A 23,818-nucleotide genomic window follows, 5' to 3' on the forward strand; every position below is an offset into this window, starting at 1 on the left:
GACTGACGATCCGAACGACGAAGAGGTAGAAGTCACGCATTCGGGGCGCCAATCTGGCTTCCATGGGAGGGTCCGAAATTGGGCAAAAGGTGTCACGGCAAGTAGCGTTAAAAAGCGGTCGACTGCCGAAACAGCCGCCGCAAAGGGACCCGGGGACCGCTCCCCGGATAAAGTGCCCTGCCCCCGCATGGAGTAACGGGGTAAGGCGCTTAACAGGCCGTTGAAAAACTACTGCGCTCGGCCATGCTGCGTTGAAATCAGCCTCAGAAGCTCATTTACAGCTCGTAAACTGCGCTTCTTCGGCTGATTTCGCCTTGCCTGGCCTTCGCTCGCTACGTTTTTTCAACGGTCTTTTAACGCAAAATCGTGCAGCCGGTGACCGCCTGCAACTCGTCGAAGCTGACGCCCGGCGCCATCTCCACCAGGCGCAGGCCATCCGCGCTGATATCCAGCACGGCCAGGTCGCTGATGATCCGGTCGACCACGCCGACGCCGGTCAGCGGCAGCTCGCAGCGCTCGAGAATCTTGTGCGCGCCGCCCTTGGCGGTATGCTCCATCAGCACCACCACGCGCTTGACTCCGGCCACCAGATCCATGGCGCCGCCCATGCCCTTGATCATCTTGCCGGGGATCATCCAGTTGGCCAGGTCGCCCTGCTCCGACACCTGCATGGCGCCGAGCAGGGCCAGGTTGATGTGGCCGCCGCGGATCATGCCGAAGCTCTCGGCGCTGTCGAAGAAGCTGCTGCCCGGCTGGGTGGTGATGGTCTGCTTGCCGGCGTTGATCAGGTCGGCGTCGATCTCCTCCTCGCCGGGGAAAGGACCGATGCCGAGCAGGCCGTTTTCGCTCTGCAGCCAGACTTCCATGCCCTCGGGGATGTAGTTGGCGACCAGGGTCGGCAGACCGATGCCGAGGTTGACGTAGTAGCCATCCTGCAATTCCTGGGCGGCGCGTTGCGCCATTTCTTCACGGGTCCACGCCATGTTCAGTTCCTCACCGTGCGCACTTCGATACGTTTTTCCGGGTTGCCATTGCGCACCAGCCGCTGCACATAGATGCCCGGCAGGTGGATCTCGTCCGGCGACAATTCACCGACCTCGACGATCTCCTCGACCTCGGCGACGCACACCCGTCCGGCCTTGGCGCACAACGGATTGAAGTTGCGCGCGGTCTTGTTGAACATCAGGTTGCCGGCCTTGTCCGCCACCGCGCCCTTGATCAGCGCCACGTCGGCGGTCAGCGAGCGCTCCATGACGTACCACTCGCCGTCGAACTGGCGGGTTTCCTTGCCCTCGGCGATCAGCGTGCCGTAGCCGGTGCGGGTGAAGAACGCCGGGATGCCGGCGCCGCCGGCGCGCAGCTTCTCGGCCAGGGTGCCCTGGGGGGTGAACTCCAGCTCCAGCTCGCCGGCCAGGTACTGGCGCTCGAACTCCTTGTTGCCGCCGACGTAGGAGGAAATCATCTTCTTGATCTGCCGGCTGAACAGCAGCGGACCAAGACCGAAGTCGTCCACCCCGCAGTTGTTGCTGATGATGGTGAAACCACGCTTGCCGGTTTCGCCCAGCGCCTCGATCAACGCCTCGGGAATACCGCACAAGCCGAAGCCGCCGGAGGCGATGGTGATGCCGTCGTGAACGATGCCGGCCAGGGCGGCATGGGCGTCGGGGTAGATCTTGTTCATGAAGTTCCTCTGCGTTGATCTAAGCCAGTTGCTTCAGCGCTGCAGTACATAGGTGCCGGGGGCGGCGCACATGGGTGGGTATTGGCGCGAGCCGAGCTTCTTCGGCGCCGGCCGACTGTCGCCCGAGCGCGCCTGGATCCATTGCCGCCAGTGCGGCCACCAGCTGCCGCCGTGGCGCTCGCCGGCGCCTTCAAGCCATTCCTGCGGGTCGCTGGCGCTCGCTTCGGCCGCGTAGAAATACGCCTTGGGATTGCCCGGCGGATTGACCAGGCTCTGCAGGTGGCCGGCGTTGGAGAGGACGAAGGTGCTGTCCTCGCCGAACAGCCGGGCGGTGCCGTAGCAGCCCTGCCAGGGCGTGATGTGATCGGTGGTGCCGCCGATCACATAGGCGCCGACCTTGACCTGGGTCAGGTCGATCGACTCGCCGGCGATCTGCAGCGCCCCCGGGTTGCTGAAGGGGTTGAGCTGGATCAGATCCAGGTAGTCGGCGTGCAGCTGCGCGGGCAGCCGCGTGGTGTCGTTGTTCCAGGCCAGGATGTCGAACGCCGGCGGCTTGTTGCCGAGCAGGTAGTTGTTGACCCAGTAGTTCCAGATCAGGTCGTTGGGGCGCATCCAGGCGAACATCCGTGCCATGTCCTGGCCGCTGAGCACACCCTTGCGCCAGGAGCTGGCCTTGGCCGCACGCAGGGCCGCCGGGGTGGCGAACAGGCCGAGAGTGGTGTCGTCCAGCACCGCCGGCATGTCCAGCACGCACACCGCCCAGCAGGTGTTGGCCACCTTGCCGCCCTCGCCGCGCGCCGCCAGCCAGCCGAGATAGGCCGCCAGGGTCAGGCCGCCGGAGCAGGAACCCCACATGTTCACATCGTCGCTGCCGCTGATCTGCCGCGCCGCCTCGACCGCCTGATCCAGGCACAGCGCATACTCGGCCAGGCCCCAGTCGCGGTGCTTGGCGGTCGGGTTGCGCCAGCTGATGACGAACAGCTGCACGCCGCTGTCCTGCATCCACTTGATCAGACTCTTGTCCGGCGCTAGGTCGATGGCGTAGTACTTGTTGATCTGCGGCGGCGACATCACCAGCGGCCGTGCATGCACGTTTGCCGTGGTCGGGGCGTACTGCAACAGTTCGAACATCTCGTTGCGCAATACCACCTGGCCCTCGGCCGTGGCGATGTTCTCGCCGAGCTTGAATGGCGTGCTGTCCACCTGCGACGGCATGCCGCGATTGTGCAGCAGGTCACTGGAAAACTGCCGCGCGCCGCGAATCAGGTTCATGCCGCCGGTATCCACCAGCTTGCGCAGCGCCGCCGGGTTGGTCAGCACCAGGTTGCTCGGCGCCAGGGCATCGACCAGCAGGGAGGCGATGAAACGCGCGCGCCCCTTGTCCAGCGGGCCGAGATCAGCCACCTCGATAAAGGCGCCGAGCGCCTTGTCGCCGGCCAGGTAGCTCTGCATCAGGGCACGCAGGAAGGCATTGTCCTGCCAGGCCGGATCGGCGAAGCGCTTGTCCTTCGGATGCGGCGCGACAGCGCAATCACCGATGGCGATGTCGAACAGTGCCTTGAGGTAATTACCGGTGTGCAGCCCGGCCTTGAACGGCGTCCTGCCGACAGCCTTGAGCAGGGAGCCGGCCGCACCGAGCAGATCGACCGGGCGCACGCCGAGCAGCGGCGTGCCCGCCAGCGTGTGCTTTTCGGCCACGCTGGCCAACTCCATCCCCTGGGGCGCGACCGCCGGCTTCGCTTTGCGGCGGCCAGCAGGGGCTGCCGCGCGAGGCTTGGCGGGGATTGCTTGTGGGGGGACATTGGATGCTTTGCGCATGGCAATTCTCAGGGTCAAGACAGTAGTTCAGGGCGGGCGCAGGCGACTGCTGTCACCAGGCCCAACGCAGCAGCAGCAGCACCAGGGCAACCAGGAAGACGGTCTCGCCGATCATCAGCAGGATCGGCTTGATGCCGACCGAGGCCAATTCCTTGAGCTGGGTCTTCATGCCCAGCGCACTGATCGACACCACCAGGCACCAGCGCGACAACTCGTTGACCCCGCCCTGCACCAGGCTCGGCACCCAGCCAGTGCTATTGACGCAGGCCAGGATGATGAAACCGACGGCGAACCAGGGCAGCAGCGGCGGGCGCTTGCCGGTCGGGTCGGCGCCCTGCATGCGGGTGATCATGGCGGCGACGACGATCACCGGCACCAGCATGGCCACGCGCATCAGCTTGACCACGGTGGCGGTGTCACCGGTCTCCGGCGACATGCTGTAGCCGGCGCCGACCACCTGGGCGACGTCATGGATGGTGGCGCCGAGGAACACCCCGGCCTCCTGCGGCGACAGGGCGAACCAGTTGGCGATCATCGGGTAGACGATCATCGCCAGGGTCGACAGTGCCGACACGCCGATCACGGTGAACAGGGTGGCGCGTTCTTTCTGCGGATGGTTGGGCAGTGCGGCGGCCAGCGCCAGCGCCGCCGAGGCGCCGCAAATGGCAGTGGCACCGCCGGTGAGCATGCCGAACAGGCGCTGGAAACCCAGGGCCTTGGCCGCCACCACCGAGACCAGGATGGTCACCAGCACCAGGGTCACCACCAGCGCCACCGGTTTCCAGCCGAGGCCGACGATCTGCTCCAGGGTGATGCGCATGCCCAGCAGGGCCACGCCGATGCGCAGCACGGTGCGTGCGGTAAATTCGATGCCGGCCTTGCACTGGCCGTCGGCGGCGAGGAAGTTCAGCGCCATGCCCAGCAGCAGGGCGAACAGCATCACCGGCGCACCGTAGTGCTCGGAGAGAAAGGTCGCCGCCGCGGCGACGATCAGGCTGACGACGAAACCCGGCGCCAGTTCGCGCACACGGTCTTGAATGCTGACGAGAGCGATGGCGCTCATGGCGCGGACTCCTCGGGGACGATGACGATAAACACCTGGCCGTCGATCAGCTCGACCGGGTAGTTGGCGACCTTGAGCTGGGTCGAGTTGAGCAGGTAGCCGCTGGCCAGATCGAAGCGCAGGCCGTGGGCGCAGCACTGGATCACCTTGCCTTCGAGTTTGCCGCCACACAGCGAAGCGCCCTGGTGCGGACAACTGTCGTCGATGGCGTAAAACTGGCCGGCGACATTGAACAGCGCCAGGCTCTTGCCATCCTGCTCGAACAGGGCGCGACCGCCGGGGACCGGCACTTTGTCGACTGGCACCTGCAGACGCACGCTCATGCCGGCTGCCTCGCGCAATGGGCCAGGGCCTCGGTCATGGCGTCGAGCAGCACCTCGGCCGGCTGCGCGCCGGAGACCGCCAGGCGCCGATCGAAGACAAAATAGGGCACGCCGCTGCCGGCCATGCCGGCGGCTTCACCGACGAAGGGGCTGCCATCGCCGCGCAGACTGGCAGCCAGTTGCGCGGGCTCGAAGCCGCAGGCTGCGGCGATGGCCAGCAGGCTGGCGGTATCGCCAAGATCCTCGCCATTATGGAAATAGGCGGCGAACAGGCGCTCGAGCAGGGCTTCACGCTGCGCCGCACTGCCCAGGCCGGCGGCGCATGCCAGCAGGCGATGGGCATCTGCGGTATTGGGCATGCACGCGATGCGGGCCAGGTCGATCTCCACCCCGGCTACGGCGGCGGCCTGTTGCACCTGGGCCTGGCGCAGGCGCACGGCCTCGGCGCTGCCCAGACGCTGGCGATAGAACTCGGCGAAGGGCTCGCCCTGCACCGGCATGTTGGGCAGCAACTGCACGCCATGCCAGGCCAGTTCGACCTCGACGTCCGCCTGGTTGGCGCGCAGCTGAACCAGCGCGCGCTCCAGCTGGCGCTTGCCGATCAGGCACCAGGGGCAGATGAACTCGAAGAACACATCGATGCGCAGGCTACGGCTCACGGCTGAACCTCCAGCGCGGCCGCGACAGCCTTCTCCTCGACGCCCTCACCGTGCAGGCGGGCCATGTCGTTGTGGTAGTGGCGCTTGCCGTAGAAGAACACTGCTGCGGCGGCGATGCTGATCAGCGGCACCAGCTGGAAGGCATTGTCCAGGCCGATGACGTCGGACACCTTGCCGGTGATGAACGGCCCCGGCGCCAGGCCCAGCAGGTTGTTGGCCAGGGTCAGGGTGGCGAAGGCGGTGCCATGCACGCTGTAGTGGGTGAGGTTGGCTACCATGGCGCCGGCCGGTCCCGAAGTACCGGCGGCGATCAGCATGCCCAGACAGATCATCACCAGCTGGGGCATGCCCACCGGCAAGGCGAAGGCCAGCGACAGCAATACGCAGCTACCCAGGCAGAAGGCGATGGCCAGGCTGATCTTGCGATCCGGACGGTTGCGGCACATACGATCGCTGAGCATGCCGCAGAGGATCATGCCGGCGCCGCTGCACAGTACGATGATCGCCGCCACCGCGCCGGCCTTGTCGGTGCCCATCGCGTAATAGCGATTGAGGTAGCTGGGCATCCACACGATCACGGTGCCGCCGACGAACAGCTGCAGGCCGCTGCCGACGTAGGCGCTGATCACCGAGCGGCTGGAATACAGGGTACGCAACGGCCGGGTCAACGCCACCGCGGCCTTGCTCGCGACCGTGGCGGCACGCTGCGGGTTGATCCGCGCTTCCTTGACGATGATCGGGTAGAGCACGGCCAGCAGCAGGCCGAACAGCGCCATGCCGGCAAACGCCCAGCGCCAGCCCAGGTGTTCGGCCAGCACGCCGCCGGCGGCCATCCCCAGCACCGAGCCGAACATGCCGCCGGAGATGAAGGCGCCGGACAGGGTGGCGCGCATCTCGCGCGGGAATACCGCCACCACCACGGCGATGCCGACACTGCCATAGGCGGCCTCGCCGACGCCGACCAGAAAGCGGGCAATGAACATCTGCTGGTAGTTCTCCGCCAGGGCGCAGCCGAGGGTCGCCAGGCTCCAGAGCATGGCCATCAGCGCCAGGCTCTTGACCCGGCCGAAGCGGTCGGCGAGCAGCGACAGCGGGAAGGTCAGCAGGCCGACCATCAGCGCGACTATGCCGCTGAGCAGACCGAGCTGGCTGTCGCTCAAGGCCCACTCGCCCTTCAGCAGCGGGAACACCGCATTGAGCACCTGCCGCGACATGTAGTCGGAAATCAGCAGGCCGAAGGTCAGGGCGAAGACGATCCAGGCATAGGTGCGCGGAATACCGATCGAGGTGTCTTCACCGTCGTCGCTGATGTGGTGTGCGGCCATGCTGCCTCCTCGTTCTACTGTCGATTGTTATTGTTGTAACGGGTAACAACCCGGTTGTGAAAAAGCTTCAGGAGCCTCCCGTTTAGAGACCGCTGTGACGCTTGAAATCCTTGTCGGCAGGATAATGCGGGCGTGGCTGAAGCTTTTTCGCAAACGGCTTGGATGGGTGCCCTGCCCCGCTGGCGGCGGGACAGGGCACTGCCGTCAGCCGCGCTGCGGCACGCCCTTCTGCCCCGGCTTGCGGTTCGGCGCCATGCCGTTGGCCAGCAGGGTTTCCTCGATGCTGTGGTACTGCACGCCGATCTTGTAGATCTCGCGCGCTTCCTTGCCAGAGGCAATTTCGCGGCCCAGTTCATGGGCCACGCGTACGGTCTGCTCGATCTGTTGTACCGAGCTGAAACGCTTGCCGTGCTGGTCGATGATGGTGTCTTCGATGCCGACGCGCGGGTGCAGCCCCATGGCCAGGGCCATGGTGTTGAAGGGCAGGACGTTCTTCAGCAGCGACTCGGAAGTGATAGTGCCGCCGTTCGGCGCGCGGTGAATGAAGTTGAAGAAGTTGAATGGGTTGGGGCCGTCGAAGCCGCCGCCGATGCCGATCCAGGTCAGGTTCATCGGCCCCATGTACAGGCCCTTGCGCACCATGCGCTCAAGGGTTTCCAGGGCATGGATGCCGGTCAGCTGGAAGTGCGGCTGGATGTTGTTGGCGGCCAGACGCTTGAGGTGCTCGGTGACCCAGCCCGGGCCAGCCGGCACGGTCATCTCGCTGTAGGCAGCCTGGTAGGCCGGGTTGGCCAGGGAGGTGCCTTCCAGGTATTCCGGATAGAGCAGCTCCATGATGTTCATCTGCGTGGTGTTGATCGCCACGGTGACCTGATCCGGCTTCGGCGTCAGTTCGGCGAGCATGTGGCGGGTGTCGTCGCTCAGCCACAGGGCGGCCTCGCCATCGCTTTCCGGGGCGAAGGAAATCGAACCGCCGACCTGGATGATCATGTCCGGCACCGCGGCGCGTACGCCGGCGATCAGTTCGTTGAACTTGGACAGGCGCTTGGAACCCTTGCCGTCCAGTTCACGCACATGCAGGTGCAGCACAGTGGCGCCCGCTTCGTAGCAGTCCACCGCCTTTTGTACTTGTTCGTCCATGGTCAGCGGGATGTCTTCCGGGAAGTCTTCCGGCATCCACTCCGGGCCGTAAGGGGCGACGGTAATGACTACCTTTTCCATGTTTTCCGGGTGCAGGGAATCGTCGAAGAATTGCATGAGAGGGTCCTCGCTTGCTTCTTGTTAAAGGCGCCCGCCCCGGAACGGTAAAACCGGAGCGGGCCAAAGGGGCTTAGTAGGTCTTGTCACCAATGATCCCGGCGCGCTCCATCTTGCGATGGCAGGCCGGGTAATCCATGACGGCGTAATGCTGGGTGCTGCGGTTGTCCCAGATCGCCACGCTGTTGGGCTTCCAGCGCCAGCGCACCTGGTACTCCGGGATGTACGCCTGGCTGATCAGGTAGCGCAGCAGGTCGGCGGCACCGGGGTTGGCGTCCTGGCCGAAGCGCACCCGCTCAGGGGTGTGGTAGTTGCTGAAATGGGTGGTGAAGGCGTTGACGAACAGCACCTTCTCGCCGGTTTCCGGGTGGGTGCGCACCACCGGGTGTTCGGCATCCGGGAACTGTGCCTTGAGCGCCAGGCGCTTTTCGATCGGCATGGCCGCACCGAAGCTGGCCTCGATGCTGTGGCGTGCGCGCAGGTCAGCGATCTTCGCCTTGACGTCATCGGGCAGGCGCTCGTAGGCCACCACCATGTTCGCCCACATGGTGTCGCCGCCCACCGGCGGGCACTCCACGCAGCGCAGCACGCAGCCCAGCGGCGGCGCCTCGCGCCAGGTGGCGTCGGTGTGCCAGGCGTTCTCGTAGCGATCGATCGGGCTGTCCGGGTTCTTGTAGATCTGCACCAGGCCCGGATGCTCCGGGTGGCTGCCGGCCACCGGATGATCTTCCAGCTCGCCGAAGCGGCGAGCGAAGGCCACGTGCTCGGCGCGGCTGAAGTCCTGATCACGCAGGAACAGCACGCGGTGCTGGAGCAGTTGCGCGCGGATCTCGCCGAACAGGCCGTCGTCATGGATGGCGTCGGCGAGGTTGACGCCGATCAGCTCGGCGCCGATGTTGCAGGTCAGTTGTTCGACTTGCATGGCTGCTGCTCTCCTCAGATGACGAAAATCGACGAGCCGGTGGTCTTGCGCGCTTCCAGATCGCGATGGGCCTGCACGGCGTCCTGCAGGGCATAGTGCTGGTTGATCTCGATCTTGATCCGGCCGCTGCCGACGTGGTCGAACAGCTCGCCGGCCAGGGCGGCCTTCTCGGCCGGATCGGCGATGTAGTCGGCCAGGGCCGGACGGGTCATGTACAGCGAGCCTTTCATTGCCAGCAGCTGCGGGTTGAAGCCTTCGATCGGGCCGGAGGCGGTACCGACGCAAACCAGCAGGCCGCGGCGCTTGAGCGAGTCCAGCGAGCCCATGAAGGTGTTCTTGCCGACGCTGTCGAACACCACATTGACGCCGACGCCATCGGTCAGCTCACGCACGCGCTTGGCGACGTCTTCATGGCTGTAATTGATCGTGTGGTCGCAGCCATGGGCCCGTGCCACTTCGGCCTTGGCGTCGCTGGACACGGTGCCGATCACGGTCAGACCGAGCAGCTTGGCCCACTGCGAGACGATCAGGCCGACGCCACCGGCGGCGGCGTGCAGGAGGATGCTGTCGCCGGGCTTGAAGTCATAGATGCGGCGCATCAGGTACGACGAGGTCAGGCCGCGCATGGTCATGGCCGCGGCGGTCTCGAAGGCGATGGTTTCCGGCAGCTTGATCAGCGGCGCGGCCGGGATCAGGCGTTCGGTGCTGTAGGCGCCGAGGGTATTGAGAAAGCCGGTGTAGGTGACCCGGTCGCCGACCACCACGTTGGTCACGCCCTCGCCGACCGCCTGGACCACGCCGGAGGCTTCCACGCCCATGCCGTTGGGCAGCGGGATCGGGTAGGTGCCGTTGCGGAAGTAGGTGTCGGCGTAATTGAGGCCGACGGCGACATGACGCAAACGAACCTGACCCGGACCGGGCTCGCCGACCTCGACGTCTTCGTAGCGAAGAACCTCGGGACCACCGGTTTCATAGAAGCGTACGGCATTGGCCATGTCTGTTATCTCCAATCTGCGATTTGGACGAACTGCGTCGATTTACGTTGATTGGACTTTAGGCCGCTGGCCGGCCCGACGCTTCTCATCAGGCGACAGCGACTTTTCATTTCATGACAGACGCCCGGCGGCCACCAGGCCGGAAGCCGCCGCCGCAACCGATCCTGCGGATCACCCGCTGAACCGGCCGCGCGCGGCGGCGTAAAGCACCTGGCACTGTCAGCGGGCCTCGCTGCCCGCCAGGCATCAGGCGTGCTGGGTAAAGCCCACCTGCCCTGGCTGGCGGTTGGGTGCGAAGCCGTTCTTGGTCAGGGTCTCGTCGGCGTCCTTGTAGAAGGTGCCGATCTTGTAGATCTCGCGCGCCTCCTCGCCGTTGGCCACGTCGCGGCCGAACTCGCGGGCGATGCGCACCAGCTGCTCGATCTGCGCGACGCTGGTCATCTTGTCGGTTTGGCGCTGGTTCCAGATGTTGTCCTCGATGCCGCAGCGCACATGCAGGCCCAGGGCGATGGCCATCATGTTCAGCGGCAGCACGTGACGCATGCTGGTTTCCAGGGTCAGCACCGAGCCGTCCGGGCAGGCACGCACGAAATTGGCCAAGTCGTATGGGTTCGGCGAGTCGAAGCCGCCACCGATGGCCACCCAGGTAAGGATTAGCGGCACGTTGCACGCCCCGCGGCGCATCATGCGCTCGACGGTGTTGAGCTGGGTGATGTTGGCCAGCTGGAAGTGGGTCTGGATCTTGTTGGCGGACAGTCGGCGGATGTGCTCCTCGACCCAAGCCGGGCCGGCCGGGATGGTCATCTCCTGGTAGGCCTGGAACATCGCCGGATCGGCCAGCGAAGTGCCGGCAACGTCCTGGGCGGTCATCTGCTCGCAGACGTTCATCTGGTTGGTGTTGATCGCGATGGTCACCTGGTCCGGGGTCGGCTTCAGCTCGGCGAGCATGTGGCGGGTGTCGTCGGACAGCCACTTGGCGGTGTCGCCGTCGTTTTCCGGGGCGAAGGAGATCGAGCCGCCGACCTGCAGGATCATGCCCGGGCAGGCTTCACGGATGCCGGCCAGCAGTTCGTTGAACTTGGACAGGCGCTTGGAGCCCTTGCCGTCCTCTTCACGCACGTGCACATGCAGCACGGTGGCGCCGGCGTTGTAGCAATCGACCGCCTTCTGGATCTGCGCCTGCATGCTCACCGGGATGTCTTCCGGGAAATCCGCCGGCATCCATTCCGGGCCATAGGGCGCGGCGGTGATGACCAGTTTCTGCATGTTTTCGACAAACAGCGAACCATCGATAAAGTTCATGGCATTTACCTCGAAATAAGAAGAGTGGTGTGTGGTCGTCAGGGGTCAGAACGGCTTGTCGCCGATGATCGCGGCGCGCTCCATCTTGCGATGGCAGGCCGGGTAATCCATCGCGGCATAATGCTGGGTGCAGCGGTTGTCCCAGATGGCGTTGCTGTTCGGCTGCCAGCGCCAGCGCACCTGGTACTCGGGGATAAAGGCCTGGCTGACCAGGAAGCGCAGCAGGTCGCTGGCACCGGGGTTGGCATCCTGGCCGAAGCGCACGCGATCCTTGGTGTGGTAGTTGGTGAAGTGGGTGGTGAAGGCGTTGACGAAGAGGATCTTCTCGCCGGTTTCCGGGTGGGTGCGCACCACCGGGTGTTCGGCGTCCGGGTACTGGGCCTTCATCGCCAGACGCTTGTCGATCGGCATGGCGGCGGCGAAGGAAGACTCGAAGCTGTGGTTGGCGCGCAGGTCCTCGATCTGCTGCTTGATCGCCTGCGGCAGACGCTCGTAGGCCAGGGCCATGTTCGCCCACAGGGTGTCGCCACCCACTGGCGGGCATTCCACGCAGCGCAGCACGCAGCCCAGGGCCGGCGTTTCGCGCCAGGAACCGTCGCTGTGCCAGGCGTTCTCATAGCGGTCGATCGGCTGCTCGGGACGCTTGTAGATCTGCACCAGGCCCGGCGCCTCTGGATGACTCGGTGCCATCGGGTGATCTTCCAGCTCGCCGAGCTTGCGGGCGAAGGCCACGTGGTCCGGGCGCGAGATGTCCTGGTCCCGCAGGAACAGCACCTTGTGCTGCAGCAGCAGGCCCTTGATCTCATTGAACAGACTGTCGTCGCGGACGGCATCGGCCAGGTTCACGCCGACCAGCTCGGCGCCGATACTGCAGGTGAGTTGCTCTACGCGCATCTTATTATCCTCAAGGGGGTACGTAGTTCATCGAACGGGGTACCGTGCCAGCGCCGCGAACGGAGTCGCAGCGGCTTGCGCGGGACCGGCCGTGAGAGCGAATTTAGGAGGGAGGAGCCGCGCCGACCTTTCATTCGGCGACAGTTATTTCTCATTTCATGACTAATCCCCGTCGTCTTCCAGGGGATTGCACCGGGTATTGACCCAGGTCAGTTTTTTGCGCGCGGGACTGGACGCTCTTGCCAGTTGATCAAGTCAATCACCGATATCACTTACAGCCGCACGCTCGAGGCAGAAGTCTCTCGTTATCGATCAAGATCTATCCGAACTGGATCCGCTGCGTCTGGACTAACTCGAAGTGATCGAACAGACCGACAGCTCAGTCGTCATGCAAACTGAGCGGATCCACTCGGCGCGATCCGCATGCCCCATGAATGAACCGCGGCCCCTAGCGGCTCGGGTACATGTCGAATATCGTCGCATCGACACACTACGGCGGCTTCACGATGGGTTCTGGCGCGCTATGCGCCTCGCCCGTCAGTCGACTGTCGGGTAATGTCGGGATAGCTGCTGCATCCCCTCAATGACGAGTTGCACAAAGCTCAGGACGGCAAGATCCGCAGCATTCCGATTCGGGTGCTGTTCAATGAGCCTGATCTGAACTTCCGTGCTGGCTACACGCTGTTGAACAACTTGTCGATGCCTCTGCATGCGGCGATAGAAGAAAAAAATCTCGGTGGGGCAAAAAGTGGGGGAAAAATTCTGGATCAACGCAAAACACTCGCCCATAAAAAAATCCAGTCACCGCTAAGTGACTGGATTTTCTAGGATTATATGGTCGGGACGGAGTGATTCGAACACTCGACCCCTAGCACCCCATGCTAGTGCGCTACCGGACTGCGCTACGCCCCGACTAAGCGTGAAACTGTTTCCGTACATCCGGAAACGTCGCGAACTATACTATAAGCTTCTGAAATATGGAAACTTTTTTGAATAGCTCTGCTATTTTTTGAGCACATGCAGTACATCTTCCAGCTCGGCAATCGTCTGCCTGATGAGCTGCTTGTACTGAGTGGTGTCATCTTTGGCCTCATCACCAGAAAGACGCTGACGAGCCCCGCCTATGGTAAAACCTTGCTCATATAACAATGCGCGAATCTGACGAATCATCAACACATCCTGGCGTTGATAGTATCGCCGATTACCGCGACGCTTGACCGGATTGAGCTGGGGGAACTCCTGCTCCCAATACCGCAAAACATGCGGCTTGACTGCACAGAGTTCGCTTACCTCGCCGATCGTGAAATACCGCTTGCCGGGTATGGCGGGTAATTCGTCGTTATGACTTGGTTCCAGCATATGCCTCAACCCTGGCTTTAAGTTTCTGGCCTGGACGGAAAGTCACCACACGGCGCGCCGTGATGGGGATTTCCTCTCCCGTTTTTGGATTACGACCGGGGCGCTGACGCTTATCGCGCAGATCAAAATTGCCGAACCCCGAGAGTTTGACCTGTTCGTTGAGTTCCAGCGCCTGGCGGATCTCTTCGAAGAACAGTTCTACCAATTCCTTGGCTTCCCGTTTATTCAGGCCCAGCTCTTCATACAGACGTTCCGCCATTTCAGCTTTCGTCAGAGCCCCCATACGCTACTTCCTTAACGTGGCGTTAAACCTTTGTTCCAGGGAGGTGAGGACATTTTGTGTCGCAGTACTCACCTCATCGTCATTAAGAGTGCGCGATGGATGCTGCCAGGTCAAGCCGACGGCAAGACTTTTTCTATGCGGATCAATACCTTTACCGTGATACACGTCAAATAGCTTGAGGTCAGTCAACCATTCGCCCGCGGCCTCACGAATAACTGCGAGCAATGTCGCAGCCGGCACATCACGATCCACCAGCAAAGCCAGGTCGCGACGCACCTCAGGAAAGCGCGACAGCTCCTGGAACTTCGGCATACGACCTTGAGCGATTTCCGCCAATACCACCTCGAACATATACACCGGCTGATCAAACCCAAGCGCCTTACCCAGCTCCGGATGCATTGCACCCAAGAAGCCAACCAATCGACCTTCGCGCTCGATGCGTGCGGTTTGTCCTGGATGCAAAGCCGCATGCTCAGCGGGAATAAAAGTGAAGTCCTCGCCCGCCCCAGCACTGGCCAGCAATGCCTCGACATCGGCCTTCACATCGTAGAAGTCGACATTGTCGCGGCCATGGGCCCAGTTTTCCGACAGCCGACTGCCACAAATTACCCCAGCGAGCATCGGCTCCTGCTTGAGCCCTTCAAGCTGACCAACAAAGCGCAAGCCGCTTTCAAACAGACGCACACGCGACTGTTGACGATTGAGGTTATGCTCCAGCGCCTTGACCAAGCCTGGCCACAGCGATGAGCGCATAGCAGCCATGTCGGCCGATATCGGGTTGGCCAACATCAGCGGCTCAGCACCAGGGTGAAACAGTTCGAACAGCTTGGGATCGATAAAGCTGTAGGTGATGGCTTCCTGGTAACCGCGCGCCACCAGCAATCGACGCAGCGCCGGCAACTCGACAGCAGCCTCGGTTTTGGGCTGCGGCGCCAGACGCGCTTGCGGATAACGCACCGGCAGACGGTTGTAGCCGTATAAGCGCGCCAGTTCTTCAATCAGATCGACCTCGATGCTGATATCGAAGCGGTGGCTGGGAACAGTAACCTGCCGCTGCCCTTCTCCACCGGCACTGACACCCAAGCCCAGGCCGACCAACAAACGCACGACTTCTTCGTCGTCCATTTTCAGGCCAAGCATTTGCTCGATGCGCTCGGCACGCAGGGTCACAGGGGCGATGTTCGGCAGCTGCTGCTGATCGACCACCTCGATGACCGGACCAGCCTCACCGCCGACGATCTCCAGCAACAATCCAGTGGCCCGCTCCATGGCTTCACGTGCCAACTGCCAATCCACGCCCCGCTCGAAACGGTGCGAAGAGTCGGTGTGCAAGCCATAAGAGCGCGCCTTGCCGGCAATGGCGATGGTGTCGAAAAAGGCACTTTCGAGAAACAGGTCGCAGGTCTTGGCACTCACGCCACTATGCTCACCGCCCATCACGCCGGCGATCGCCAGCGCGCGTTGGTGATCGGCGATAACCAGGGTGTCGGCACGCAGACTGACTTCCTGACCGTCGAGCAGCACCAGCTTCTCGCCCTCCTCGGCCATGCGCACACGGATGCCACCATTGATCTCGGCGAGGTCGAAGGCATGCATCGGCTGACCCAGCTCGAGCATCACGTAGTTGGTGATATCCACCGCGGCATCGATGCTGCGCACATCGGAGCGGCGCAGGCGCTCGACCATCCACAATGGTGTTGGCCGGGACAGGTCGACATTGCGTACCACTCGGCCGAGATAACGTGGGCAAGCCTGGGAGGCCAGGACTTCGACCGGGCGCACCTCATCATGGCTCGGTGCCACTGCAGCAATAGCTGAACGCTCCACTGGCGCGTCGTACAGGGCACCGACTTCACGGGCCAGACCGGCCAGGGACAGACAGTCGCCACGGTTCGGCGTCAGATCGACCTCGATGCTGGCATCATCCAGCTGGAGATAAGCCCGGATATCCTGGCCAACAGGTGCATCGGCCGGCAGCTCCATCAGGCCATCGTTTTCTTCGCTGATCTGTAGCTCGGAGGCCGAGCAGAGCATGCCGTTGGACTCGACACCGCGCAGCTTGGCTTTCTTGATCTTGAAGTCGCCCGGCAACTCGGCGCCGATCATGGCGAAGGGAATCTTCAGGCCGGGGCGCACATTCGGCGCGCCGCACACTACCTGGAAAGTCTCTGCGCCATTGCTGACCTGGCACACCCGCAGCTTGTCAGCATCGGGATGCTGCTCGGTGCTGAGCACCTCGCCTACCACCACGCCGCTGAATGTCCCGGCAGCCGGGGTCACGCTATCTACTTCGAGGCCCGCCATGGACAGGCGCGCCACCAGCTCGTCACGGGAAACCTGCGGGTTTACCCAGCTACGCAGCCATTGTTCACTGAATTTCATCCTGCTCTCCTAAACAATTCGGTTACGGTCGTGCGGCTCTAGCGAAATTGCGCCAGGAATCGCAGGTCGTTGTCGAAGAACAGGCGTAAATCGTTGACGCCATAACGCAGCATGGCCAAACGCTCGACGCCCATGCCGAAGGCAAAACCCTGGTACTTCTCGGGGTCGATGCCTGACATGCGCAGCACGTTCGGATGGACCATGCCGCAGCCCATGACTTCCAGCCAGCCGGTCTGCTTGCACACGCGGCAACCTTTACCGCTGCACATCACACACTGCATATCGACTTCTGCCGAGGGTTCGGTGAAGGGGAAGAAGGACGGACGGAAACGCACACCCAGAGGTTTCTCGAAGAACACCCGAAGGAACTCTTCGATGGTGCCCTTGAGGTCGGCAAAGCTCACATTCTCGTCGACCAGAAGGCCTTCGACCTGGTGGAACATCGGCGAGTGAGTGATATCGGAGTCGCAGCGGTATACACGGCCGGGGCAGACAATGCGGATCGGCGGCTGCTGCGATTCCATGGTACGTACCTGAACCGGCGAGGTGTGGGTACGCAGCAACATGTTCGCGTTGAAATAGAAGGTGTCATGCATCGCCCGGGCCGGGTGGTGGCCGGGGATATTGAGCGCCTCGAAGTTGTGGTAGTCGTTTTCCACTTCGGGGCCTTCGGCGATGCCGTAGCCGATCCGGGTGAAGAACTGCTCGACACGCTCCAGGGTCCGGGTAACCGGGTGCAGGCCGCCAGAAGTCTGGCCGCGCCCAGGCAGAGTCACATCGATGCGCTCGGCCGCCAGCTTGGCACTCAGCGCCACCTGCTCAAGAGTCGCCTTGCGACTGTTCAGGGCTTCCTGCACCTGATCCTTGGCGGCATTGATCAAAGCACCGGCTTGCGGGCGCTCTTCAGCAGACAAATTGCCCAGGGTCTTCATCACCTGAGTCAGCTCGCCTTTCTTGCCCAGATAATGAACTCGCAACTGCTCGAGGGCATTCACATCGTCGGTGTGGCTAACGGCCTCGAGCGCTTGCGAGACCAGCACATCCAGATTTTCCATTTACAGACTCCAGATACGAAATAGGGGAAGAGCTTGAAGGCTCTTCCCCTATTGGTGACGTTTAGCACCGGGCGAACCCGGTGATTGTCGGGGACTTAAGCCAGAGTGGCTTTCGCTTTTTCGACAATCGCAGCAAACGCCGCTTTTTCGTTCACTGCCAGATCGGCCAACACCTTACGGTCGATCTCGATGGACGCTTTTTTCAGGCCGGCAATGAAACGGCTGTAGGACAGACCGTTAACACGAGCACCAGCATTGATACGAGCGATCCACAGGGCACGGAACTGACGCTTCCTCTGACGGCGGTCGCGGTAGGCGTATTGGCCTGCCTTGATCACTGCCTGCTTGGCAACGCGGAATACGCGCGAACGCGCACCGTAGTAGCCTTTAGCGAGTTTCAGAATTTTTTTGTGACGCTTGCGAGCGATAACGCCGCGCTTAACACGAGCCATGAGTAATTTCCTCTATCTTGACCGATTAACGAACGCGCAGCATGCGCGCCACTTTTGCCACGTCAGACGGATGCACCATGGTGCTACCGCGCAGTTGACGCTTACGCTTAGTGGACATCTTGGTCAGGATGTGGCTCTTGAAAGCGTGCTTGTGCTTGAAGCCGTTAGCGGTTTTAAGAAAACGCTTGGCTGCACCACTCTTGGTTTTCATCTTTGGCATGTTCGGTACTCCGCATTCAGTTGATAAACATAACCGCAAGGCCTGCCGTGCCCTGGTGGTTACTTCTTCTTTTTGGGGGCGATGACCATTATCAGCTGGCGTCCTTCCATCTTTGGATGCTGTTCAACCGAGCCATATTCAAGCAGGTCAGCTTCAACCCGCTTCAACAGCTCCATTCCCAGCTCCTGATGCGCCATCTCACGGCCACGGAATCGCAAGGATACCTTGGCCCTGTCCCCTTCACTCAGGAAACGTACCAGGTTGCGCAGTTTTACCTGGTAATCCCCTTCCTCCGTCCCTGGACGAAACTTGATTTCTTTAACCTGGACTTGCTTCTGGTTCTTCTTCGCCGCAGCGATCTGCTTCTTCTTTTCGAAGATCGACTTGCCGTAGTCCATGACTCGGCAAACCGGAGGGATCGCATCAGCAGAAATTTCCACCAAATCCAGTTTGGATTCTTCTGCGATTCTAAGCGCTTCATCAATCGAGACGATGCCAATTTGCTCGCCTTCAGCGCCAATTAACCGAACCTCGCGTGCCGAGATATTCTCGTTGATCGGGGCTTTCGGGGCAGCTCGTTTATCTTGTCTCATTTCACGCTTAATAATGATTACTCCACATCTTGGCGACCACGCCGGGAAACCGCCTGCGCGAGGAATTCAGCGAATTGAGCGACGGGCATCGAGCCCAGATCAGCACCTTCACGGGTACGCACGGCGACAGTTTGCATCTCCACCTCCCGATCTCCGATAACCAAGAGATAGGGAACCTTGAGCAAAGTATGCTCGCGGATTTTAAAGCCAATTTTTTCGTTTCTCAAGTCAGACTTGGCACGAAAACCGCTTTGGCCGAGTGTTTTTTCCACTTCCAAGGCAAATTCGGCCTGCTTGTCGGTGATATTCATCACCACAGCCTGAGTTGGCGCCAGCCACGCCGGGAACGCACCTTCATAGTGCTCGATCAGAATCCCGATAAAGCGCTCGAAGGAGCCAAGAATGGCGCGATGCAACATCACCGGATGCTTACGGCTGTTGTCTTCGCTGACGTATTCGGCGCCCAAGCGAACCGGCAAGTTGAAATCGAGCTGCAGGGTACCACACTGCCAGACCCGCCCCAGACAATCCTTCAGTGAGAATTCGATCTTCGGCCCGTAGAAGGCACCCTCGCCCGGCTGCAGATCATAAGGCAACTCCGCACTGTCCAGCGCCGACGCCAGCGCCGCTTCGGCACGATCCCACAACTCATCGGAACCGACGCGCTTGTCCGGGCGGGTCGAGAGCTTGAGCTGGATGTCGGTAAAGCCGAAATCGGCATAGACCGCCAGGGTCAGCCTGATGAAATCCGCCGATTCGGCCTGCATCTGCTCTTCGGTACAGAAGATATGCGCGTCATCCTGGGTAAAGGCACGCACACGCATGATGCCGTGCAGCGCGCCGGACGGCTCGTTGCGGTGGCAGGCACCGAACTCGGCCAGACGCATCGGCAGCTCGCGGTAGCTCTTCAAGCCTTGATTGAACACCTGCACGTGGCACGGGCAGTTCATCGGCTTGATCGCGTAATCGCGACTTTCCGACTCGGTAGTGAACATGTTTTCGGCGTAGTTGGCCCAATGCCCGGATTTCTCCCACAGCGAGCGGTCGACCACCTGCGGTGTCTTGATTTCCAGGTAGCCATGCTCGTGCTGCACCTTACGCATGTACTGCTCGAGCACCTGGTACAGGGTCCAGCCATTGGGATGCCAGAACACCATACCCGGCGCTTCTTCCTGGGTATGGAACAGGTTCAGGCGCTTGCCGATCTTGCGGTGATCGCGCTTCTCGGCCTCTTCGATACGCTGGATATAGGCCGCCAGCTGCTTCTTGTCGGCCCAGGCAGTGCCATAGACCCGCTGCAGCTGTTCGTTCTTGGCATCGCCGCGCCAGTAAGCACCGGACAGCTTGGTCAGCTTGAACGCCTTGAGGAAACGCGTATTCGGCACGTGCGGACCACGGCACATGTCCACGTATTCTTCGTGGTAGTACAGACCCATGGCCTGCTCGCCCGGCATGTCTTCGATCAGGCGCAGCTTGTAGTCCTCGCCACGGGAGGCGAACACATCGATCACCTCGGCCCGCGGGGTCACCTTCTTGATCACGTCGTAATCTTTTTCGATCAGCTGCTGCATGCGCTGCTCGATCGCCGCCACATCCTCCAGCGTGAAGGGACGCTCGGAGGCGATGTCGTAGTAGAAACCTTCTTCAATGACCGGGCCGATCACCATCTTGGCGCTCGGAAACAGTTGCTTGACCGCATGACCGACCAGATGCGCACAGGAGTGACGGATGATCTCCAGCCCCTCCTGATCTTTTGGCGTAATGATCTGCAGGGTCGCGTCGTCGTCGATCAGATCGCAGGCATCGACCAGCTTGCCGTTGACCTTGCCGGCCACCGTCGCCTTGGCCAGGCCAGCACCAATGGATTGCGCCACCTCGAGTACGGATACCGGATGCTCGAACGTACGCTGACTGCCGTCGGGAAGAGTAATGATGGGCATGGCGCCTCCTCTCCTAGTGGTGACCTCTACCAAAGGCCACATGGGTTGGGATGAGCCAGTAAGCGATTCGGCGGTATGCCTGCCTTACAGTGGCAGGAGCTTGTGAGCCAACCTGAACCGAACCAGAGTCACTGGAGGTTTATACACATTGAAGCAACGGCCGGATGCTTCCAGAAAGCCTGGGCCCTGGCAAGCCGCCCAATAAAAAAGGGTCGCCTGGGCGACCCTTTTTATCGAATTGGTAGGCACAATTGGATTCGAACCAACGACCCCCACCATGTCAAGGTGGTGCTCTAACCAACTGAGCTATGTGCCTCCGATGGGTGCGCATTCTACGGAGGCGCTAAAAAGAGTCAACACTTTTTTCTCTAACTGCCTGAATAAATGAATTTTTTACTGTTCAGCGCAGCGTTTAATATTTCGCACGGGGCACTAGCCGGGCATTTTCAACTCGGGTAGCATCAGCGCATCCGTAAAAAATAAAGAACAGAGGTTGCAGTATGGCGCACACGGCTTATCCACAATCCTACTATGCCGCTTCAGCCAACCCGGCTCCGCCACGCCCGGAACTGAATGGCGAAGTGGAAACCGACGTCTGCATTGTTGGTGCAGGCTACACCGGCTTGTCCACGGCCATAGCCCTGCTGGAAAACGGCTTCAAGGTGAGCATTGTCGAGGCTGCCAAAGTCGGTTTCGGCGCCTCTGGTCGCAACGGCGGTCAAATCGTCAACAGCTACAGCCGCGACATCGACACCATAGAGCGCAGCGTCGGCCCCAAACATGCGCAACTGCTGGGCCAGATGGCGTTCGAAGGCGGCCGGATCATTCGCGAACGGGTAGCCAAGTACAACATCCAGTGCGACCTCAAGGATGGCGGGGTGTTTGCCGCGATCACGCCCAAGCAGATGGGACACCTGGAAGCACAGAAGAAGTTGTGGGAGCGCTATGGCCATACCCAACTGGAGCTGCTGGACGCCAAACGCATCCGCGAAGTGGTGGCGACCGACAACTATATCGGCGGCATGCTCGACATGAGTGGCGGCCATATCCACCCGCTCAATCTGGCGCTTGGCGAGGCGGCTGCCGTTGAATCCCAGGGCGGAGTGATTTACGAGCAATCCCCGGCCATTCGCATCGAGCGCGGCGCCAACCCAGTGGTGCATACCCCCAACGGCCGAATCAAGGCCAAGTTCGTGGTAGTGGCCGGCAATGCTTACCTGGGTAATCTGATCCCCGAACTGTCGGCCAAGTCGATGCCCTGTGGTACCCAGGTGATCACCACCGAACCCTTGTCCGATGAACTGGCGAAGAGCCTGCTGCCGCAGGACTATTGCGTCGAAGACTGCAACTACCTGCTCGACTACTACCGCCTGAGCGGCGACAAGCGTCTGATCTTCGGTGGCGGCGTGGTCTATGGCGCGCGCGATCCTGCCAACATCGAGGCGATCATCCGTCCGAACATGCTCAAGACCTTCCCGCAATTGAAGGATGTGAAGATCGATTACGCCTGGACCGGCAACTTCCTGCTGACCCTGTCGCGTCTACCCCAGGTCGGTCGCCTCGGCGACAATATCTACTACTCGCAGGGCTGCAGCGGCCACGGCGTGACCTACACCCACCTGGCCGGCAAGGTGCTGGCCGAAGCCCTGCGCGGCCAGGCCGAGCGTTTCGACGCCTTCGCCGAACTGCCGCACTACCCCTTCCCGGGTGGCCAGCTGTTGCGCATCCCCTTCACGGCGATGGGTGCCTGGTACTACAGCCTGCGCGACAGGCTCGGGTTCTAACCACTCGTGCAGACAAACCAACGGCGCCTTATGGCGCCGTTGGTTTTCCAGCTCAGTCAGTTAGCCTGTGGGCAGACAGGCGGAGATAGGCACTGTTGGACTGATCCGCCGGTCGTGTGCTTCACACTTGTAGTGAATCGCTGATCATCGGGCGCCAGCCGCTGGGCACAGACCCTCGCTTGCTCGGCGGCCTGCAGGCAACCACGATCGGCCAATACCTGCGACAGATTGAACCAGCCCGCAGCGAAGTCCGGCTGCTGCGCCAGGCTTTTACGTAAAGCCGTTTCAGCCCCGGGGGCATCGCCACTGGCATAGCGGCTATTGGCCAAGGCAAACCAACCCAATGACTCATTCGGCCAATGTTGAGTGGCGGTGCGATAGGCGCGCTGCGCCGCAGCGACCCGCCCGGTTTCCTCAAGATCGCTGGCGGCCTTGAGCCAGGGGCGCAATTCGGCCTGCGCCGGCAGCGTATCAGTCGGCAAGGTCAAGATCGCCCAACGCCCACCCCGCGCCCACGTCTTGTCGAAACTGTTGAAGCTGGTCAGCCAACGCCGCGTGGTGCCCGAACGCAAAATCAAGGTTCGCTCACGCTGGTCATAACCGACCACCACAGCGAAGTGCCAGCGTGGGTACCAGTCGAAGGCCAGGTTTTGCAAGACCAACACCGGATTACCCGCTGACACTTCGGCAAGCAATGCTTGCAGACTCGGCTGCAGCGGGTACACCAACATATCGTGAGCCCGCGCGGTCGCCACCATCTCTACTTGCAGACTGCCGTCCCGCGCAGGAATGAACACCCGATCCTTGAGCAGGCCGGGGCTGGTCACTACGCCGCGCTGGTTGAGCATGGTCGCCAGCGCCGCCGGCCCGCATTGATAGGCACTCTGTGGAAAAAACGGCACATCGCTCAGCTCTACCCGTTCAGGCAAACGCGAAGTCTCCGGTGGTAACACCGGAGACTTCGCGCAAGCGGCAAGCAGAACAATCAGAACGAGTGGAAGGAGGTTCCAGCCAATCAACGATTTATGCATTTGACGAAACTGAAGATGTTAGTAGCGCAGAGCAGATCGGTAATGATGAAGATCACCAGGAACAACACAATAATTCCAACAACACCACCATCGGCACCCGCTGGTGCTTCCGACAGTTGCTGATTGAACTGTGCCAATTCGGTACTGGTCAGGCTGTTGATACGGTCTTCAACCTGGGAGCGGTCTACCCCCATGCTCAGCAACTTTTCCTGAACAGCCTGCTCATCGAGCATGCTCAGCAATTGCTGGCGATCGACCTGTTGCTGTTGTTCGGCCAACACCTCACCGGTGCCGATCATGGCCGCATTTGCCAGGGGGATCTGGACAATCATCAGAACGTGGAAAACCGCCAAGATGGCAGCCATACGCCGGAAAAACGAGTGATTGTACATATGGGTTATCTCCTTGAAGGACCATATCCCCTAGACCTAAACGGTTTAAGAGGGTTCCACACCAGCATAGCCAATAAAACCCCAGCGA

Annotated in this window: 23 protein-coding genes, 2 tRNA genes and 1 pseudogene; 2 read left to right on the forward strand and 24 right to left on the reverse strand. The window is 61.5% G+C overall.

Annotated features, from left to right (window positions below):
• Positions 1-353 precede the first annotated feature (353 nt).
• From G9C89_RS19640 to G9C89_RS19695, 12 genes are all read right to left on the reverse strand, one after another.
• Entirely contained in the window at positions 354-983 is a 630-nt protein-coding gene (locus tag G9C89_RS19640) for a CoA transferase subunit B (protein WP_172151273.1), read from the reverse strand.
• Positions 984-985: 2 nt separating this feature from the next.
• Positions 986-1,681 carry a CoA transferase subunit A gene (locus tag G9C89_RS19645; RefSeq protein WP_172151275.1) on the reverse strand — a complete coding sequence of 232 codons (696 nt, stop codon included), beginning with the start codon at positions 1,679-1,681 and terminating at the stop codon, positions 986-988.
• Positions 1,682-1,714: 33 nt separating this feature from the next.
• Positions 1,715-3,394 carry an alpha/beta fold hydrolase gene (locus G9C89_RS19650; protein WP_390623850.1) on the reverse strand — a complete coding sequence of 560 codons (1,680 nt, stop codon included), beginning with the start codon at positions 3,392-3,394 and terminating at the stop codon, positions 1,715-1,717.
• Between the two features lie 157 nt (positions 3,395-3,551).
• Positions 3,552-4,562 carry a YeiH family protein gene (locus G9C89_RS19655; RefSeq protein WP_172151278.1) on the reverse strand — a complete coding sequence of 337 codons (1,011 nt, stop codon included), beginning with the start codon at positions 4,560-4,562 and terminating at the stop codon, positions 3,552-3,554.
• Complete coding sequence (locus G9C89_RS19660; protein ID WP_172151287.1) at positions 4,559-4,885, reverse strand: Rieske (2Fe-2S) protein; 327 nt, start codon at positions 4,883-4,885, stop codon at positions 4,559-4,561. Before G9C89_RS19660 ends, G9C89_RS19655 begins: the two co-directional genes overlap by 4 nt.
• Positions 4,882-5,544: a DsbA family oxidoreductase gene (locus G9C89_RS19665; RefSeq protein ID WP_172151289.1), complete on the reverse strand. Its 663-nt coding sequence runs from the start codon at positions 5,542-5,544 to the stop codon at positions 4,882-4,884. The genes G9C89_RS19660 and G9C89_RS19665 overlap by 4 nt, the downstream gene beginning before the upstream one ends.
• A complete protein-coding gene (locus G9C89_RS19670; RefSeq protein ID WP_172151291.1) occupies positions 5,541-6,869 on the reverse strand; it encodes an MFS transporter in 1,329 nt (442 codons plus the stop codon). The genes G9C89_RS19665 and G9C89_RS19670 overlap by 4 nt, the downstream gene beginning before the upstream one ends.
• Positions 6,870-7,073: 204 nt before the next feature.
• The gene (locus G9C89_RS19675; protein ID WP_172151293.1) at positions 7,074-8,126 is read right to left on the reverse strand and encodes a BKACE family enzyme; all 1,053 of its coding nucleotides are present in this window, start codon (positions 8,124-8,126) and stop codon (positions 7,074-7,076) included.
• Positions 8,127-8,199: 73 nt separating this feature from the next.
• Positions 8,200-9,048, reverse strand: coding sequence for a TauD/TfdA dioxygenase family protein (locus G9C89_RS19680; RefSeq protein WP_172151295.1), 849 nt, complete (start codon positions 9,046-9,048; stop codon positions 8,200-8,202).
• Positions 9,049-9,062: 14 nt separating this feature from the next.
• Positions 9,063-10,043: a quinone oxidoreductase family protein gene (locus G9C89_RS19685; RefSeq protein ID WP_172151297.1), complete on the reverse strand. Its 981-nt coding sequence runs from the start codon at positions 10,041-10,043 to the stop codon at positions 9,063-9,065.
• A gap of 246 nt (positions 10,044-10,289) precedes the next feature.
• Entirely contained in the window at positions 10,290-11,345 is a 1,056-nt protein-coding gene (locus G9C89_RS19690) for a BKACE family enzyme (protein WP_172151299.1), read from the reverse strand.
• A 45-nt stretch (positions 11,346-11,390) separates the two neighbouring features.
• Positions 11,391-12,239, reverse strand: coding sequence for a TauD/TfdA dioxygenase family protein (locus tag G9C89_RS19695; protein WP_172151301.1), 849 nt, complete (start codon positions 12,237-12,239; stop codon positions 11,391-11,393).
• Between the two features lie 567 nt (positions 12,240-12,806).
• On the opposite strand from G9C89_RS19695, the pseudogene G9C89_RS25590 reads away from it, so the two are divergent.
• A pseudogene (locus tag G9C89_RS25590) lies at positions 12,807-12,947 on the forward strand (hydrolase or metal-binding protein); the annotation flags it as partial.
• Positions 12,948-13,074: 127 nt separating this feature from the next.
• On the opposite strand, the gene G9C89_RS19705 reads toward G9C89_RS25590, so the two are convergent.
• The 10 genes from G9C89_RS19705 to G9C89_RS19750 all read right to left on the reverse strand — a co-directional run bounded on the left by G9C89_RS19705 (position 13,075) and on the right by G9C89_RS19750 (position 20,839).
• Positions 13,075-13,151: transfer RNA gene (locus G9C89_RS19705), tRNA-Pro, on the reverse strand.
• A gap of 90 nt (positions 13,152-13,241) precedes the next feature.
• The gene (locus tag G9C89_RS19710; RefSeq protein ID WP_079202152.1) at positions 13,242-13,598 is read right to left on the reverse strand and encodes a MerR family transcriptional regulator; all 357 of its coding nucleotides are present in this window, start codon (positions 13,596-13,598) and stop codon (positions 13,242-13,244) included.
• Positions 13,579-13,881 carry an integration host factor subunit alpha gene (gene ihfA / locus G9C89_RS19715; protein ID WP_003243414.1) on the reverse strand — a complete coding sequence of 101 codons (303 nt, stop codon included), beginning with the start codon at positions 13,879-13,881 and terminating at the stop codon, positions 13,579-13,581. Before ihfA ends, G9C89_RS19710 begins: the two co-directional genes overlap by 20 nt.
• 3 nt (positions 13,882-13,884) lie before the next feature.
• Complete coding sequence (gene pheT, locus G9C89_RS19720) at positions 13,885-16,263, reverse strand: phenylalanine--tRNA ligase subunit beta (protein ID WP_172151303.1); 2,379 nt, start codon at positions 16,261-16,263, stop codon at positions 13,885-13,887.
• A gap of 38 nt (positions 16,264-16,301) precedes the next feature.
• Positions 16,302-17,318 carry a phenylalanine--tRNA ligase subunit alpha gene (pheS, locus tag G9C89_RS19725; RefSeq protein WP_172151305.1) on the reverse strand — a complete coding sequence of 339 codons (1,017 nt, stop codon included), beginning with the start codon at positions 17,316-17,318 and terminating at the stop codon, positions 16,302-16,304.
• A 95-nt stretch (positions 17,319-17,413) separates the two neighbouring features.
• Entirely contained in the window at positions 17,414-17,770 is a 357-nt protein-coding gene (rplT, locus tag G9C89_RS19730) for a 50S ribosomal protein L20 (protein WP_079202155.1), read from the reverse strand.
• A gap of 25 nt (positions 17,771-17,795) precedes the next feature.
• Entirely contained in the window at positions 17,796-17,990 is a 195-nt protein-coding gene (gene rpmI / locus G9C89_RS19735) for a 50S ribosomal protein L35 (RefSeq protein ID WP_079202156.1), read from the reverse strand.
• Positions 17,991-18,049: 59 nt separating this feature from the next.
• Positions 18,050-18,601 (reverse strand): translation initiation factor IF-3, encoded by a 552-nt coding sequence (gene infC / locus G9C89_RS19740; RefSeq protein ID WP_170862287.1) that lies wholly within the window; start codon positions 18,599-18,601, stop codon positions 18,050-18,052.
• Positions 18,601-20,523 carry a threonine--tRNA ligase gene (gene thrS / locus G9C89_RS19745; RefSeq protein ID WP_172151307.1) on the reverse strand — a complete coding sequence of 641 codons (1,923 nt, stop codon included), beginning with the start codon at positions 20,521-20,523 and terminating at the stop codon, positions 18,601-18,603. Before thrS ends, infC begins: the two co-directional genes overlap by 1 nt.
• A gap of 239 nt (positions 20,524-20,762) precedes the next feature.
• Positions 20,763-20,839 (reverse strand) — tRNA-Val (locus G9C89_RS19750).
• A gap of 184 nt (positions 20,840-21,023) precedes the next feature.
• Between G9C89_RS19750 and G9C89_RS19755 the strand changes: the two genes are divergently transcribed.
• Entirely contained in the window at positions 21,024-22,307 is a 1,284-nt protein-coding gene (locus G9C89_RS19755; protein ID WP_172151309.1) for an NAD(P)/FAD-dependent oxidoreductase, read from the forward strand.
• A gap of 56 nt (positions 22,308-22,363) precedes the next feature.
• Here the strand turns inward: G9C89_RS19755 and G9C89_RS19760 are convergent, their stop codons facing one another.
• Both G9C89_RS19760 and G9C89_RS19765 read right to left on the reverse strand, forming a co-directional pair.
• Positions 22,364-23,338, reverse strand: a complete 975-nt coding sequence (locus G9C89_RS19760) for a PA2778 family cysteine peptidase (protein ID WP_172151311.1) — start codon at positions 23,336-23,338, stop codon at positions 22,364-22,366.
• Positions 23,323-23,730: a PA2779 family protein gene (locus G9C89_RS19765; protein WP_172151313.1), complete on the reverse strand. Its 408-nt coding sequence runs from the start codon at positions 23,728-23,730 to the stop codon at positions 23,323-23,325. The genes G9C89_RS19760 and G9C89_RS19765 overlap by 16 nt, the downstream gene beginning before the upstream one ends.
• Positions 23,731-23,818: the final 88 nt, after the last annotated feature.

Source organism: Pseudomonas tumuqii, assembly GCF_013184545.1.
Classification (GTDB): Bacteria; Pseudomonadota; Gammaproteobacteria; order Pseudomonadales; family Pseudomonadaceae; genus Aquipseudomonas; species Aquipseudomonas tumuqii.

Excerpts from the sequence above, each read along its gene's own strand:
- G9C89_RS19690 (WP_172151299.1), bottom strand. The coding sequence starts at position 11,345 with ATGAACTTTATCGATGGTTCGCTGTTTGTCGAAAACATGCAGAAACTG.
- G9C89_RS19645 (WP_172151275.1), bottom strand. The coding sequence starts at position 1,681 with ATGAACAAGATCTACCCCGACGCCCATGCCGCCCTGGCCGGCATCGTT.
- rplT (WP_079202155.1), bottom strand. The coding sequence starts at position 17,770 with ATGGCTCGTGTTAAGCGCGGCGTTATCGCTCGCAAGCGTCACAAAAAA.
- pheT (WP_172151303.1), bottom strand. The coding sequence starts at position 16,263 with ATGAAATTCAGTGAACAATGGCTGCGTAGCTGGGTAAACCCGCAGGTT.
- pheS (WP_172151305.1), bottom strand. The coding sequence starts at position 17,318 with ATGGAAAATCTGGATGTGCTGGTCTCGCAAGCGCTCGAGGCCGTTAGC.
- G9C89_RS19760 (WP_172151311.1), bottom strand. The coding sequence starts at position 23,338 with ATGCATAAATCGTTGATTGGCTGGAACCTCCTTCCACTCGTTCTGATT.
- ihfA (WP_003243414.1), bottom strand. The coding sequence starts at position 13,881 with ATGGGGGCTCTGACGAAAGCTGAAATGGCGGAACGTCTGTATGAAGAG.
- G9C89_RS19680 (WP_172151295.1), bottom strand. The coding sequence starts at position 9,048 with ATGCAAGTCGAACAACTGACCTGCAACATCGGCGCCGAGCTGATCGGC.
- G9C89_RS19765 (WP_172151313.1), bottom strand. The coding sequence starts at position 23,730 with ATGTACAATCACTCGTTTTTCCGGCGTATGGCTGCCATCTTGGCGGTT.
- G9C89_RS19670 (WP_172151291.1), bottom strand. The coding sequence starts at position 6,869 with ATGGCCGCACACCACATCAGCGACGACGGTGAAGACACCTCGATCGGT.
- G9C89_RS19675 (WP_172151293.1), bottom strand. The coding sequence starts at position 8,126 with ATGCAATTCTTCGACGATTCCCTGCACCCGGAAAACATGGAAAAGGTA.
- G9C89_RS19640 (WP_172151273.1), bottom strand. The coding sequence starts at position 983 with ATGGCGTGGACCCGTGAAGAAATGGCGCAACGCGCCGCCCAGGAATTG.
- rpmI (WP_079202156.1), bottom strand. The coding sequence starts at position 17,990 with ATGCCAAAGATGAAAACCAAGAGTGGTGCAGCCAAGCGTTTTCTTAAA.
- G9C89_RS19655 (WP_172151278.1), bottom strand. The coding sequence starts at position 4,562 with ATGAGCGCCATCGCTCTCGTCAGCATTCAAGACCGTGTGCGCGAACTG.
- G9C89_RS19650 (WP_390623850.1), bottom strand. The coding sequence starts at position 3,394 with ATGGAGTTGGCCAGCGTGGCCGAAAAGCACACGCTGGCGGGCACGCCG.
- G9C89_RS19685 (WP_172151297.1), bottom strand. The coding sequence starts at position 10,043 with ATGGCCAATGCCGTACGCTTCTATGAAACCGGTGGTCCCGAGGTTCTT.
- thrS (WP_172151307.1), bottom strand. The coding sequence starts at position 20,523 with ATGCCCATCATTACTCTTCCCGACGGCAGTCAGCGTACGTTCGAGCAT.
- G9C89_RS19660 (WP_172151287.1), bottom strand. The coding sequence starts at position 4,885 with ATGAGCGTGCGTCTGCAGGTGCCAGTCGACAAAGTGCCGGTCCCCGGC.
- G9C89_RS19695 (WP_172151301.1), bottom strand. The coding sequence starts at position 12,239 with ATGCGCGTAGAGCAACTCACCTGCAGTATCGGCGCCGAGCTGGTCGGC.
- G9C89_RS19710 (WP_079202152.1), bottom strand. The coding sequence starts at position 13,598 with ATGCTGGAACCAAGTCATAACGACGAATTACCCGCCATACCCGGCAAG.
- G9C89_RS19755 (WP_172151309.1), top strand. The coding sequence starts at position 21,024 with ATGGCGCACACGGCTTATCCACAATCCTACTATGCCGCTTCAGCCAAC.